This is a genomic window from Aquimarina sp. U1-2, from assembly GCF_017897595.1.
Taxonomy (GTDB): Bacteria; Bacteroidota; Bacteroidia; order Flavobacteriales; family Flavobacteriaceae; genus Aquimarina.
This window is the reverse complement of record NZ_JAGKIK010000009.1, coordinates 42,544-58,469: the sequence shown is the minus strand read 5'-3', so window position 1 is coordinate 58,469 and position 15,926 is coordinate 42,544. Positions and strand designations below refer to the sequence as shown.

Sequence of the window (15,926 nt, the reverse complement as noted above, 5' to 3'; positions counted from 1 at the left end):
AAAATAAACTTAATGAGATCCTGAAATGAATTCAGGATGACTTCTCAGTTAAATTTTAGGTATAATAACCGACAATCAAAAAATTGTTTAAGCAATTCTTGAAAAACTTGATAGGGATAGCATTATTAGAACTATGTTTTGCACTATTTGACATATTTTAAGAATCAATATTAGAATAATTTCGCTTTCAAACTACAACGAATACCAAATCTACTAGAAAATAATACCAATATGCTAGTTCATTTTCCCTTCTACTTCATTGTAAAAAAATTTCGTAGCTATGGCTATACACTATTTTTACGGTTTCGTATGAATGAAAACGCGTGCTCAGTTTTACTGGGTAGTAACTACACATTTTTTGTATTGTGTTCTATTAGATTTGGTATAACATATAACACAAACACTCATAATACCCCAGCTTATGAAAGTAAAATGCATAATTATTGACGATGAACCATTAGCAACCAGAGTAATTCGAAAACATTTAGAAAGTTTTGATGACTTTGATGTCACGCATACTTTTAATAATCCTGTTGAAGCCTTCCACCTGCTCTCAAAAGGGCAAATCGATTTGGTATTTTTGGATATTAATATGCCAAGGTTAAATGGTATCGAATTTATACGAAATCTTACAACTTCACCTTTTATTATTATCACTACGGCATATAGAGAATATGCAGTTGAAAGTTTTGAACTAGATGTTATCGACTATCTCGTAAAGCCTATATCGTTAAAACGTTTAATGAAAGCTCTTAACAAAGTTTCTCAACAAATTAACCTTAGAACAGAATCTTTGAAAGAAAACACAAACGATTCTCATACTACTTCATCAAAAAATGCTCATTTTTTTGTGAAAGTAAATAAGAAAATGGTAAAGATTAATTTTGATGAAATTTTATATATCGAAAGTTTGAAAGATTACGTTTCTATCAAAACTACGACTCAAGACTACATTACACATTATAATTTATCGGCTATTACTAAATTAGTTCCAGAACAAGATTTTATGAGGATACATCGCTCATTTACTATTTCTCTACAACACGTTAAAGCTATAGAAGGAAATTGTGTACATATCCATGATAAAATGATACCTATAGGTCGCAATTATATTAAAGAAGTAAAATGCAAAATTTTAAGTGGTTTTGCCACATAAATATGTGCGTTGTACTTTTAATTATTCATAGCTTTTTCATACTTTTTAAAATGTTCAACTAGATTTTCAAAAGATGGGATTACTGCTAATTCTACATCAACAACAGGAATTTTAGCAGTTTCGATGTGTTTATCAAACAGCTCTAATTGTGTAGAAGATATCTTATTATGTTTCATACAGTAGCTCAAAATATCTGCTAGTGCAGACAAATTCACGGCTATGGGTTTTACTTGGTTAATCACAGGATTATCAAAGCGGTCCAGATCACTAGACAAAGAGCTCCATTTTGATAAATATTGATGAACATTACTACGAACCTCTTTATCATTTGGGTCATTAAGTAGTCGAAGTACTACATCATTAAATTTTTTAGCATCTAGAGCATCACTAGTACAAGCATCTGCAAACAATGTAAAAGGTGAGTAGGTTTGATATTCAGTTCCTCCTTTATTTCGTTCATAATTTTTTAATGGTTCGCATACCCTCGATAAGGTTAAAATGGCTTCGATATCGTTCTCCTTGGTTATATTTCTTAAAATCACGTTTGCATTTTTGATATGAGTAATTCCTAATTTTTCGAGTTGCAAACTTACTTTCTCTAACCTACTTTTCATGTGATTTAGGTTGATTACCGTTGCGGGAGACCAAAACCGTTCTGCGATGGCTGCTGTTCTGGGCCAAATTCGGGAATCGATTGTGGTAGGAGTTACTAATTCACTCCACATGGTTACCTCTCCTCCTAAGATTTTAGCTTTCTGCTCTTTGGTTAGCGATACTCCCTTGGGGTGAGGATCTACTAAATAATGATTTTCTACAGGATGCATGCGATCAATGTAATACCCATTTGAAAGAACGGTGTGATAGCCAAGTTTTACCGCATTGATTAGTGACTCTCCATCGGGGAGGCCTTCATTTTCACCCCTCCACGAATGAAGAACAGCAGACTTTTCGATATCGGGACTCATAATCTCTTCCCAACCCATCATTTTTTTATTCAATTCTTTTAAAATTTTCTGTATTTTAATATTGAAATAAGTTTGTAATTCATGATTATTCTTAAAACCATGATGTTTCTTAAACTTTCTGATTCTTTCATTTTCATCCCAGTGTTTACCTTCATTTTCATCACCTCCAATATGAATATACTCGTCGGGGAAGAGATCAGACATCTCTTTGAAAAAAGCAGCTAAAAATTCGTAAGTCTTTTCTTTTGTAGGATCCAAGGTAGGGTCAAAAATACCTGAATTTCTTTCGATAGTATAAATTGTATCCTTACTTGCTATCTCTGGATATGCGGTAAGAATAGCTGTTGCATGACCAGGCACATCAAACTCAGGCAATACTCGTATACCTCTATCTGAGGCATATTGAATTACTTCTCGTATCTGCTCATGAGTATAAAATTGCCCTTCAGAACCTAATTCGTGTAACTTCGGAAATGTTTTTGACTCTACTCTAAAGCCCTGATCATCTGTTAAATGCCAGTGAAATACATTCAATTTAACAGCAGCCATAGCATCTAGATTTCTTTTAATTACATCTAGCGGTTGAAAATGCCTGGCTACATCGATCATAAGGCCCCGCCATGGAAATCTAGGTGAATCTTTTATGGTTACAGAGGGAATATAAAAAAATTTAGAATTTGAATGCACGAGTTGCAACAGAGTTTCAACACCTCTAATCACGCCTATATCTGTAGGAGCATCAATTTGAATACCCTGAGGGCTCACCGTCAGAACATAAGATTCGTCTTCAAAAAGGTTTAATTGACCTTCTCTGTCATAAGATGTTTTGAAAAGAACGTTATCTCGTTTTTGGGAAACCGGAAAACCTTGTTTAAAAAACACTCCGGTTTCTTCGCCGAGTTTCCTTATAAAACGCGTAACGGCTTTTTTAACTCTTTTACTAGAATTTTCTTGAATACCTGCACTAAAATCTCTGGTAATTACAAATTCACCTTCGTGAAATGTAATTTCTTTGGGCAAAGGCATAAGATTACTAAGCTTTTTGTCTGGTATTTGACCGTACCCCATTTGAAATACCAGAACACTAACTATTACAATATAAAAATATCTTTTCATCAATTTTTTTTAAAAGTGATACCGTTTAAACGCCTCGATCGCTGCGTAATCTGCAAGTCCCAATCGATGGTATTTCTTTGCGGTTTGTTGGTTCCTTTCTTCTGCCCTTACCCAGAATTCTCTTGAGTCGTCTCCTTGAAACATAACTCCGTCTTTTTGAGATTGATGAAAAAAAATCGCTTTTCTTTTTTTAAGCACTTCATCTGGGCTCAAAGGAACTGCCATTTCAATATCATGAATGTCCCATTCTTGCCATGCCCCTCGATAAAGCCAAACCCAACAATCCTTCATAAAATCCTCTTCTTTCAAAGTCTCGAGTGCCTTAAACAGTATATCGAGACATACTTTATGAGTACCATGTGGATCGGCAAGATCTCCTGCAGCAAAAATTTGATGCGGCTTTATATCTTTAATCAATTTTATAGTGATCGCTACATCTTCTTTTGAAAAAGGCTTCTTTTTTACAGTACCTGTTTCATAAAAAGGAAGGTCAAGAAAACGAACATATGCATCAGGAAGTCCAAAAAACCGAGTTGCCCCTAAAGATTCGCACCTTCTAATGACCCCTTTTAAATTTCTTACCTCTAAAGAATCTATAGTATTTTCTTGTTTCGTTTTTAGATCTTTGAGAATAGACGATGCTTTTTGATGTGTTGCATCTTTTGAATCCATAGTTTTGATAACCTCAGCATATTTGATAGCTTCTTCATCAGATACCGCTATGTTTCCTGAAGTTTGATAAGCAATATGCACAGTATGCCTTTGTTCTACCAAACGTAGAAATGTTCCTCCCATCGAGATCACGTCGTCATCTGGATGCGGACTCAAAATCAGTACTCTTTTTTTATGAGGTACATTTCGCTCTGGTCGATGGGTATCATCGGCATTGGGTTTACCTCCCGGCCACCCCGTAATAGTATGCTGTAGGGTATTGAACATTCTAATATTTAGGTCATATGAAGAATCCTCTTCAGACAAAAGACTAGACATCCCGTGATCGTTATAATCTTTTTCTGTAAGTTTTAATATAGGTTTTTTTACCTGATGACTTAGCCAGATAATCGCTTTGCTTTTGAGTTTCTCATTCCAACGACAAGGCCCTACCAGCCATGGTGTTTTAATACGAGTTAATTCTTCTGACGCTTCTTCGTCTAGTATAAAAGTAGTATTGTCATGATATTGAAGGTGGGTAGCAGGAATGTTCGATGAAACTGACCCTTCAATAGTTTGTTTCACAATTTCTGCTTTTTTATGACCCCAAGCCATAATAATAATCCGATGTGCCTTTTTAATGGTTCCGATTCCCATAGTAATGGCTCTTTTAGGAACATTATCAATACCAAAAAAGGCAGGTGCAGCATCAGATCGAGTTAAATGATCTAGGGTAATACTTCTGGTTACAGAATTGTAATGAGATCCTGGCTCATTAAATCCGATGTGTCCAGTTCTTCCGATTCCCAAAAGTTGAAAATCCAACCCCCCAAAAGAGTTGATCTTCAATTCATAATCAATACAATATTGATGAAGATCTCCTTGAGCTATCGCACCATTAGGTATATGTATGTTTTCGGGTAAAATGTCAACGTGATCAAACAGATGTTCGTGCATAAAATAATGATAGCTTTGTACATTATTTTTTTCCATAGGATAATATTCATCCAAATTAAAGGTCACCACGTTTGCAAAACTTAAACCATCTTCTTTATGCATACGTACTAGCTCTTCATAAACTTTAATCGGAGAAGAACCTGTAGCAAGCCCCAAAACGCAATATTCTTGCTTGTTCTGCTTTTCTTTGATCAAACTCCCAATTTCCTGAGCAATGATTACTGAAGCAAAATCTGAGCTTTTGAAAATTACGTTATGAATTTTTTCGAATCGAGTATCCTCAAACTTTCCAGCTTCTCGATAGCTAATATCTTTATAATATGGCAGCGCATTACTTTTATTTAATGTTTTGTCATACTGGGTTTCTGAACTCATTTTCAAGATAAATTAAGTAGTTTATAGCTTACAAAGAATGAAGCTATTATCTAAATCGTTTTAAAAAAAAGTTTTTCGACAGATGACATAAAAGGAATTATAAATGACTAAAAAAATTGAGTATATGGATCTAACCCATAAACTTATAAGCCATCTAATTGAAAACAAATCTTGTTTTGAGATAAGCCCAGGAGTATTTAAGTCTGGATCTTGTTGAGTTCATACATTTTAAAAATTATGAACTACAGCAATGGATACTTATTCTAAAACTTATGTCGTTTATCGATTAAAATAGGTCGTTTAGAGGATAAATTGAAAATGATTATAAAACTTTAATATTTTACAGTATTCACACACATCTATCATTTGATTCTCATCGATATAAAAACATTAAAAATGAATATTATAAAAAGCTTATTATTCATAGTACTACTATGTTTTGGGTGTAATAAGAAGGAGAAGAATGATCAAAAATCAACACAGTCTAATCATCAACCGCTATTCGAGAAGCTACCCTCGACATATACTAAGGTCAATTTTTCTAATCATATAAATGAAACGCTGTACTTCAATTTTTTAAACTACTCTTATATTTATAATGGTGGTGGAGTTGCTGTTGGAGATATTAATAATGACGGACTCGAAGATTTGTATTTCAGTTCGAATCAAAATAGCAATGCGTTGTATCTAAATAAAGGTAATTTTGTTTTTGAAGATATGACCAAAAAAGCCAACGTAACAGATGATTCTGGATGGACTACTGGTGTTTCTATGGTAGATATCAACGCCGATGGATGGTTGGATCTCTATGTATGCAAATCTGGATCACTAAATGATGACGAAGCCAGAAGAAATAAACTGTACATCAACCAAAAAGATGGCACTTTTCTAGAGCAAGCAAAAACCTATGGCTTAGATTCTAATGCCTATTCTACGCAAGCCTATTATTTCGATTTTGATAAGGATGGGGACGTGGATATCTACCTCGTAAATCACAGGGCCGATTTTAATAACAATGTTACGATTGACCCTAAAATAAGGTTTGATTTTCAAAAAGAAAGTACTGATCAACTGTTTGAAAATGTTGATGGAACTTTCACAGATATAACCAAAACATCAGGAATTTTAAATAAAGCCTGGGGATTAAGCGCATCTATAGGCGATTTTAACGAAGATGGTTGGCCCGATGTATACGTGGCTAATGATTTTTTGGAGCCTGACTTCTTATATATCAACAATCAAAACGGAACTTTTACAGATAAAATTCTAGAAATCTTTGATCATATCCCAGCAAATAGTATGGGATCTGATGTTGCCGATATTAACAATGATTTAAAACCTGATTTAATTACGCTCGATATGCTTGCCGATGATCATCAACGCAGTAAGGAAAATATGGCGACAATGAGTACTGAGAATTTCAATTTTCTAGTCAACTCGGGATACCATCATCAATATATGTCCAATATGCTTCAACTTAATCTAGGAGCAGGCGTTTACAGTGAAATCGGACAAATTGCAGGTATAGCAAAAACCGATTGGAGTTGGGCACCACTATTTGCTGATTTTAACAACGATGGTTTTAATGATCTTTTTGTCACTAACGGAATACAACATGATTTGTCAAATCAGGATTTTCGTAATCAAATGAAAAATAATATTCGTAAGCGAAAAAAAGTAACATTAGAGCAGGCCATCCAGATGATGCCATCAACCAAATTACAAAATCGGGCTTTTATGAATACCGGAGATTATTCTTTTGTTCAAAAATCGGAAGCATGGGGTATAGATGAAAAAGTAAACTCTAATGGAGTAGCATATGCAGATCTTGATAACGATGGTGATCTAGATCTTGTGGTAAATAACCAAGCCGACATAGCAACTATTTATAAAAATAATCAATCGAATAATTTTCTTTCAGTAGACCTGAAAGGAACGCAATCAAATCCAAATAGTATTGGCGCTAGTGCTACCTTATATACACGAGATAATCAGCAGGTAAAAAAAGTATATCCGTCTAGAGGTTTCCAATCGTCGGTCACCTACACCTTACATTTCGGACTAGGAAAATCTACACACGTCGATAGTTTGTTAATACAATGGGGTGATGGTAAGGTGAGTAAATTAGAGGCTATTAAGGCAAATCAACATGTAACATTGTCACATGCTGAGTCTAAAGATAATAGCATTGCTAATTCGAAAGACCATTTGAGCGCATTTTCATTACACAATGGTTCAGAATTCGGTATTCATTATGAAAATAAAGAAATTCCTTTTAATGATTATTCAAAACAGCTTCTTTTACCTCAAAAACAGAGTGAAAAGGGTGCGGTATTAACTGTAGCTGATGTAAATAACGATGGGAAAAACGATTTTTTTGTTGGAAACGGAAAAGGATTTGCAGCAGCACTTTACATTCAAAATAGTTCTGGAAAATTTGAATTATCGAGTAAGAATATTTTTGAAGAGGACAAGATCTACGAGGATAAGAAAGCTTTATTTTTTGATATGGATAATGATCAGGATCTGGATTTATATGTAGCTTCCGGAAGTTATGAAGATGAGCCAGATAGCCCATTACTACAAGACAGAATATATGAGAACGATGGTAGCGGAAACTTTAAAAGGGCACTTGCATTACCAGAGATTCACACAAACTCGAATGCAATAGCTGCCTCAGACATAGATCAGGATGGAGATATTGACCTCTTTATTGGTGGTGACGTCATACCTGGTCAATATCCAGTATCGTATTCTTCTCTTATCCTGTTAAATAATAACGGATCCTTTGCCAAAATGAATCCTGAAAACATGTCAAACTTTGACACATTAAGAATAGTAAACGATGCCATCTTTTCAGATTATGATCTAGATGGGGACCAAGATCTTTTTGTAGTCGGTGAGTGGATGGCTGTTCACATATTCGAGAATAAGAATGGTTCTTTTGAAGCATCAGATATCCCACAATTAGCTCAAAATAAAGGGTGGTATTTTAAGATTCATCCGTCTGACTTTGATAACGACGGTGATACCGATTATTTGATTGGAAATTTAGGAGAAAATAATAAATTTAAACCTAGCCCCAACAAACCTCTTCATATTTACGCAAAAGATTTTGATGCTAACAGTAGTTTTGATATTATATTGAGTAAAAAATCCAAAAACGGACTTTTAGTACCTGTTCGGGGAAAAGAATGCTCTTCTGAACAAGTACCAAAACTATCACAACAGTTTAAGACTTATAAAGAGTTCGCTTCGGCTTCTATTATAGATATGTATGGGAAAGAAGATTTAAATGAAGCGATACACTATACGGCTACAACATTAAGTAGTATGCTATTGATAAACAAAGGAAATGGTGCTTTTGATATTCAAAATTTACCTAAAGTTGCGCAATTTGGACCTACAACCGATTTTTTAACTGCAGATTTTAACAACGATGGAAGCATCGATATATTCGGAATCGGCTCTTTGTACGAAGCAGAAGTTGAAACTATTCGATATGATGCAGCCAAAGGGTATTTCCTTTTTGGAAATCAAGTAAAAAACCAAATTTCGCTTTCATTCAAACTTCCGAATATTTTGCATGGTTTACAATTAAAAGCTATGGAGTTGATTGAAATAAATGGAAATGAATATATAATTCTTTTAATCAAAAAGGAGCAATTAAAATTTCTAAAACTGAATTTTCATAATGAAAACCCTGATATATAGCAGCCACAACGCTATTAATCAGGGTTTTCGACAATTAAAAACTAATTTGTTGTAAATCAAATTTATGGACAAGTACCTGTAGTTTTCCACCAATGTTCACCACTACCCGGGGTCACCCAAATAGGACCTGTTTGAGCTTCGTATAAGGTACCTTGGTAAACTACCCGATCTCCTTGGTTGTACATCGTCGGATAAGGCTGCCAAGCCGTTACCCCGTTACAAGATGATCCTCCTCCGGTAGATTGAATGCTGATAGTAACAGATGAACTAGCTGTAGCTCCTCTGTTATCTGTTGCTTTTACTATAAGGCTATAATTTCCTACTGCTGCGTTTGACCAATCAAAGGAATAGGGACTTGCAGTATCCTCACCTAATTTGGTGGTGCCTTGAAAAAATTCAACTTTAGTAATACTACCATCATTGTCTGAAGCATTTGCAGTAATTACTACTGTTTGTCCTGCAGTCATAGTTGTATTATTTGACGGAGCCGTAATTGTTACCGTAGGTAATTGATTATCAGTTTCACTACCGCCGTTTCCGCAATTTTTAACATATTCCCAAGGATTAGGATCATTAGTAGCAGAAGGAACATCACCTCTTGTCCACCATTTGGCTCTGTATAGTTTATTTTTATAAACTGTTTCTTGACCAGCTGTATATACATTTGCAGCGTTCCATGTCGGCGACTCACAATCGGTACCACCGCCGTTACCGCCACCATCTCCTTCGCCAGAATAAGGTGACTCTGGATAATTTTCTGCATTAGCAATAGCTTGTGATTGTGCTGTACCCCCTAAAACCTGACTAGCAACATGCATATATCCATAAGCCGATGAGGCACCGTCGTCTAGCAACAATTGCCAGATCATTACCCCATCGTTATTCGAATTATTAGCTGAAATATGAGCAGAAAGATCTGCCATTGTTTGATACGTGTATGTAAAATAAGGCCCCCAGGGTTCATTAGGATAATGAGTTCCTGCTGCAATAGAAAATCCATATTGATCTGCATAATGTTTATAGGCATCATACATTATTTTTCGATTGCTAGCAGCACCCGTATTATATCCTTGATAAGCGATTAAATCGATTTTATCACCTACAGCTTTTATAACGGGGATCATATGACCTGTAGTTGCAAAACCATATAAGCTTATGGCTTGATTAGGCGAGGTAGCTCTATACAAATTTGCATCAGATTCTCCGGTTACTGCATTTCTTTTATTGTATGCGTAAGGAGATGCAGGATCATCATTATTTAATCCTCCCAAAGCACCAACACCTGCTGGTGCACACGCTAATAAGTATTGCCCTTTAGGCATGATGGCTCTAGAATTAGTAAAAAAATCAATAAATCGCTGTACATTAATAGGCTCTCCAATAGTTGCAAAACTACCATTAGGTTCAAAATCCCAGTCGATCCCTTCAAAACCCATATCATCTACCAAATCTTTTATTTGCTGATAATTGATATCATATGCAGCATTAGAACCCCAGTATGTTTCTCCACCAACAGATAGAATAACTTTGATTCCCTTGGATTTTAAGGCTGCAATTGATTCTTTTAATGTTTCACCTCCATAAGGGGTTTGGATTCCTGTATTCGTAATATCCAAAGATCCTTTTTGATATCTTAAATTAGGTTTAGCAAATGCCAAAAACACATGAGTAATATGTTTAGGAATATCTCTTAATTTTGATCCTTGTCCGGTAGTGGTCCAACTTTCTGACCAAGAAGGAAAATATCCTAGAACTATGGGCTTGGTGAGTAACTTATCACTTTCTAATAATTCAGTTGTATTTGCATTTTCAGGTGTTTGATCCATAAAATTTTCGTGCGTACACGAAAGCAAAACAACCTGTAAAACAAAGACTACAGTAAGTTTTTTTAGTAGTTTCATAATTAAAATAGGTATTTGTGTTAGGTAGTTTTGTGATCATATGATTTTTAAAATTGATAAAAGAGAGAAATTGGCCAATAGTCGAATTTCCCTCTTTTGATATATAGCAATTCAAATTAAAAATTTCCTCCGGGTACATCCCACCAGAGTCTTGTGCCAGCGTTGTCGGGGCCTTTTAATAAAGATTTTGCATCTTCTACGCCTTGGGGATTGGTACTCCTTTCACTTGCTGGAAAAGCCAATCTGCGTACTTGAATTTCTGTATCTACAGTACCCCCACTATTATTTACTACAACGGGAAATATCTTTGGATATCCTGTACGTCTAAATTCGCTCCAAGCTTCCTGTCCGTCAGGGAACATGGCTATCCACTTTTGTGTGATAATTTTTTCAAGTTTTTTCTCATTATCATCTGCCTCATTCCAAGCAATAGTTACATCAGATAAAGCTTCAATATTATTAGAAGGAGTTAAAGGATCTATGTAGTCTAAGGGGGTGTTAGTGGAATTACTAATATAATCCACTCTACCAGATGCTTCATATTGAGAAAAAGAAGTAGTGATACCCCTTTCATAATTGGTACGCGCGTCACCTGCACCAGTCCATCCACGTAATGCTGCTTCAGCCTTTAAAAAATGAGTTTCTGCGGCTACCAACAATTGAATATCGGTTGTAGGATTTTCAGATAAGTCATATGTATTGCCTAATTTCGAAAATGCAACATAATCTGATTTTTGCTGAGAATCGTCTCCATTATATTTATCTAGTAAGGGCATTCCTCCACGCAATCCCTTCAAAGTACCTTCTACTACTTCAGATTCTTGAAACATTTTTGTCCCTCTAGGGTCTTCGTAACCAACCAAAATGGATTCCATAGAAGCATTCATACGTACATCATTCCAACTGGAATTAAAGATTGAAAGTGGATGTGTTTGCCCTCCTTTAATTATAAAATTCTTATCATTAGATGTTATCAAACCACCTGGATTGGATAAGGCTTTTTCTCCTTCAATTTTGGCTTGAGTAGGATCCACTTTTGAAATTCGAATGGCTAATCGCAGTCTTAGCGTATTGGCAAACATTATCCAAGACGGGATATTACCATCATAAACCAAATCAAAAGCTTTAAACTGACCGTTATTCTCATCAATTTGAGATAAAATAGCTACAGCTTCATCTAATTCTTGAAAAAATTGGCGATATACTTTTTCTTGAGCGTCGAAAGCTACAAAATCTACAGTACCATCGAGACCATAATTTGAATATATAATTGGACCATACACATCTGTTACTCTATGCATAGCTTCAACCTTTAGTATTAAGGCTAATGCAGAAAATATAGGAAGTTCTTTTTCTTTTGCCAGGTTTTGAATAACTTCAACATTAACCATTACTCCTCTTGCAGAATAAGGAACATCCCAAGCCCATTGATCCCAAAAATCTACAAAACCATAATTTGTAGTATTCACACCCTTAACAAAAGGAAGCGGCGGAGCCATATATCCACTAAAAGTATCAGCATTTAGATTGTGTTGTAGCTGCGTATGCCATGCCGGATCGTATCTGTATATATTTTGAAATATCGGGTCGAATGGCCCTCCTATATCTATAAAATCTCCTGCGCTTTGAGTGTCTGTAACTCCATTAGGATCCTGATTCAATGCATCAAAATCATCTGTACAGGAAAAAAGGAAAGACATTCCAAAAATTGTTACTAATATGTTTCTTGTTGTTAATTTCATGTCTTTTACTATTTAATTATATCTACATTAACTCATAAAGCTCATTATAATATTTAATCTTAAAACTAATCATGAGTCCTTATTCAAAAATCTATTTGTAGACATTGTGTTTGTAATTTAAAATGATAATCCTACATTAACACCAATACTACGTGTTGATGGCGAACCAAAAATATCGACTCCCTGCAATCCGTTACCAGTACTCAAAGATATGTTGGGATCGTAGGGTGCTTCTTTATAGAAAAAGAATAGGTTTCTCCCTATTACAGAAGCATTAATTGCGTTAAAAAAACTGGTATCGTTCAGTTTAAAATTATAACCTAACGATAATTCTGCTAGCCGTATATTGGTAGCATCATAAATGTACTCACCAGTAAATCCACTTCGCCCACCTATCGTACGGTAAAAATCTTGTGCTGGAATACTTACTTCAGAATTGGTAACCGAATCAAAAACCAAAACTTCTCCTGGTCTGTTTATAGTTCCTTCACCATCTGCTATTGCCTCGGAAAGGCTCATTACTTCACCTCCAAATCTTCCATCAACCAAAAAATTAAGCGTAAAGTTTTTATATGATATTGTATTGTTCCAACCCATCATAAAATCCGGATTTGCATTACCTAATAAATCAAAGCCTCGCCGAGTATTTTCGTCTGCTTCCGCTTGATCGAAAAGCTCATTTTCGTTTCTAATTGGTAGCCCATTCTCATTACGCAACAACTTTCTTCCGTAGATATCTCCAAAGGCACCTCCTTCTTTAATCAACAAAGCATATGCATTAACTGAAATTGGGGTAAGCTCTATGAAGTCATTAGGCAATATGTCACTTAACCTGATAATTTCATTCTCGTTATAGGCAAAATTAATATTAGAATCCCATGTAACTTTGTCGTTTCGTATTGGAGCAATAGTTATAGACGCTTCTAATCCACTATTTTCAAAATCACCACCGTTAAATGCGCTTAAATCAGCACCGGTAGAAGATTCAGCTTCTGTGGTTAAAAACTGATCAATGGTGTTGGTTTTATAATACCCAATATCAAAACCTAATCGATTATCGAAAAATCTCCATTCTGTTCCAATTTCAAAAGATTGTTGCTCTTCCGGTCTTAATTCTTCTAATGGTACTATTGTCGGGCGGTTCAATCCTCTTCCAGCAGGATCAACTGTAGCTATAGGGTTATTTAGAAAGCTTGGTATATCGTTACCAACCTCGGCATAAGAACCTCTAATCTTAGCAAATGTTATACTTTCTGGCATTTCGAACATTTCCGACAGTACCAATGTAAGCCCGTAAGAGGGGTAAAAATAAGACTCACTTACTGTAGAAGACCAATCGTTACGCGCTGTTAAATCTAGGTAGACCATCTCTTTGTAACCAAGTGTTGTGCTTGCAAAAACAGATTGTACTTCTTTTTGCTCTGCAATACTTTGCTGTAAAATGGGATTAGAGCCGTCGCCTAAAACAAAATTAGAGATAGTGAATACATTCGGAATCAAAAGACGCCCTCCCATACTGGAATCTAATAGTAATCCTTCGCCTAAATCAGACCTTCTTACGCTTGTTCCCAAATTGGCATTTATAGAAAAATCATCTGCAAAAACGGTATTGATAGTTGCAATAATATCACCATAAAGCTGAAGATCTTCTAATTCATTATACAAATACCTACCATTACGCGGAGCCAATGTAGGATTTGTAGTTGCAAACATTCGCCTTTCAAATTGATACATGTTTTTATCATAGCTACCTCGGGCTTGTATGGATAACCAGTCATTAAATTTATATTTTAAAGATAGTGACGCTAGTAATTTCTGATTTTTATCATCACTCTCATTTCGGTTTAATATCCAATAAGGATTTTGATCAACAAGATCACTCTCTTGTCTAAACCAGCGTTGTGCAAAAAGATTTCTACTAGGATCAAACTCTTCAAAACGTTCATAGTCTTGTAATGTTTCAGATTCAGAATTAAAAGTATACACACCCACCAACGGATTGTAATACAAGCCTGATATGGGCTTATTTCTAATACTTTGTGTAGACAATAATACACTTGCATCCACAGTAAGTCGATCATTTAGCAATTTTGCAGTTTCTCTTAAGTTTAAAGTGTGTCTTTTTACATTGTGAGTTGGGATGACACCTTCTGCAAAAGTATTAGCATAAGAAAAGTAAGTTTGAGCATGCTCTGTGCCACCAGACACAGAAATGGCATTAATAGCGGTCGTACCGTTGTTTAGAAAGCTATCGACTCCATCCTGAACTTTATCATTAAAATCTAATAGATACGCTGGGGTATCTACTGTAAGATTAGAAGATACATTTGTTTTGAAATTACCAGATTTACCTTTTTTGGTAGTAATTAATACAACTCCATTGGAACCCTGACTTCCGTATAATGCTGAGGCTGATGCTCCTCGTAGAATGGTTAAACTTTCAATATCCTCAGGATTGATTAAAGATAAGGCATCTCCCCCATCTCTGTTTCCGGCATTAGCTATATCTCCAAAAGAATCATTTGGTTGAATTGCTGAATTATTTAAAATTGGGATTCCGTCAATAACATATAACGGTTGATTGTTTCTAGTAGACGTATTACCTCGAATTGTTAATTTTACAGAGCCACCAACTCCAGATGCGCTCCTATTGATAACAACACCGGCCACCTTACCAGAGAGACTATTTACAGGATTTGCATCCTTTACTTTATTAAGTTCATCTGCATTAATATCCTGTGCAGCATAGGTAAGGGATTTACGGCTTTTTTGAATCCCTAATGCAGTAACCACAACATCTTCTAGCTGCTCTAGACTTTCTTCTAAAGCTACGTTAATACTATTGCTCCCAGCCACGGTTTTTGAGGCTGTCAAAAACCCTATGTAACTAAATTCTAGAACATCACCCGGTGAAGACTCGATTGAATAGTTACCATCAAAATCTGTTTGTACTCCTTTTGTAGTTCCTTTTACAATTACATTTACTCCTGGAAGCGGTACGGCATTATCACCTGCAGAAGTTACTGTCCCCGTTATTGTTTTTTCTTGTGCTTTTATTGAATGCATCGTACACAGCATAAAAAACACTGAAAAAATCAAAATAGTTTTTTTCATACGTTTAAATGTTTTTAAATTCTTGAAAACGAAATAATTAAAAAACCTACTACGTAGGTAGGCAGATTAAGAACACATCTAACCGCTACGCTCTCATCTTAAAAATTCTAGACATTCCCTTTTGTGAAGAAATTTTAAAATTTATTACTATTCGTCTCATGAAATTAAGATTGAATTTGTTTGATTATTCTTTTCTAAAGGTATATCTGAATAAATTTAAAATGGAAATTAAATA

The 15,926-nt window shown here is 35.2% G+C and carries 7 protein-coding genes; 2 read left to right on the top strand and 5 right to left on the bottom strand.

Features of this window, described 5'->3' with window-relative positions; all coding sequences use genetic code 11:
• The first annotated feature begins 421 nt into the window (after nt 1-421).
• A complete protein-coding gene (locus J8281_RS12510) occupies nt 422-1,156 on the top strand; it encodes a LytTR family DNA-binding domain-containing protein (RefSeq protein WP_210197975.1) in 735 nt (244 codons plus the stop codon).
• 17 nt (nt 1,157-1,173) lie between these two features.
• Here the strand turns inward: J8281_RS12510 and J8281_RS12505 are convergent, their stop codons facing one another.
• Both J8281_RS12505 and nagB read right to left on the bottom strand, forming a co-directional pair.
• Nucleotides 1,174-3,237, bottom strand: a complete 2,064-nt coding sequence (locus tag J8281_RS12505) for a beta-N-acetylhexosaminidase (protein WP_210197974.1) — start codon at nt 3,235-3,237, stop codon at nt 1,174-1,176.
• Nucleotides 3,238-3,246: 9 nt separating this feature from the next.
• Nucleotides 3,247-5,220 carry a glucosamine-6-phosphate deaminase gene (nagB, locus tag J8281_RS12500; RefSeq protein WP_210197973.1) on the bottom strand — a complete coding sequence of 658 codons (1,974 nt, stop codon included), beginning with the start codon at nt 5,218-5,220 and terminating at the stop codon, nt 3,247-3,249.
• Nucleotides 5,221-5,616: 396 nt separating this feature from the next.
• Between nagB and J8281_RS12495 the strand changes: the two genes are divergently transcribed.
• The gene (locus tag J8281_RS12495) at nt 5,617-8,934 is read left to right on the top strand and encodes a VCBS repeat-containing protein (protein ID WP_210197972.1); all 3,318 of its coding nucleotides are present in this window, start codon (nt 5,617-5,619) and stop codon (nt 8,932-8,934) included.
• Between the two features lie 62 nt (nt 8,935-8,996).
• On the opposite strand, the gene J8281_RS12490 is transcribed toward J8281_RS12495, so the two are convergent.
• The 3 genes from J8281_RS12490 to J8281_RS12480 form a co-directional block, all read right to left on the bottom strand.
• Entirely contained in the window at nt 8,997-10,835 is a 1,839-nt protein-coding gene (locus J8281_RS12490; protein WP_210197971.1) for an Ig-like domain-containing protein, read from the bottom strand.
• Nucleotides 10,836-10,951: 116 nt separating this feature from the next.
• The gene (locus J8281_RS12485; RefSeq protein WP_210197970.1) at nt 10,952-12,577 is read right to left on the bottom strand and encodes a SusD/RagB family nutrient-binding outer membrane lipoprotein; all 1,626 of its coding nucleotides are present in this window, start codon (nt 12,575-12,577) and stop codon (nt 10,952-10,954) included.
• A gap of 117 nt (nt 12,578-12,694) precedes the next feature.
• Entirely contained in the window at nt 12,695-15,691 is a 2,997-nt protein-coding gene (locus J8281_RS12480) for a carboxypeptidase-like regulatory domain-containing protein (RefSeq protein ID WP_210197969.1), read from the bottom strand.
• Between the last annotated feature and the right edge of the window lie 235 nt (nt 15,692-15,926).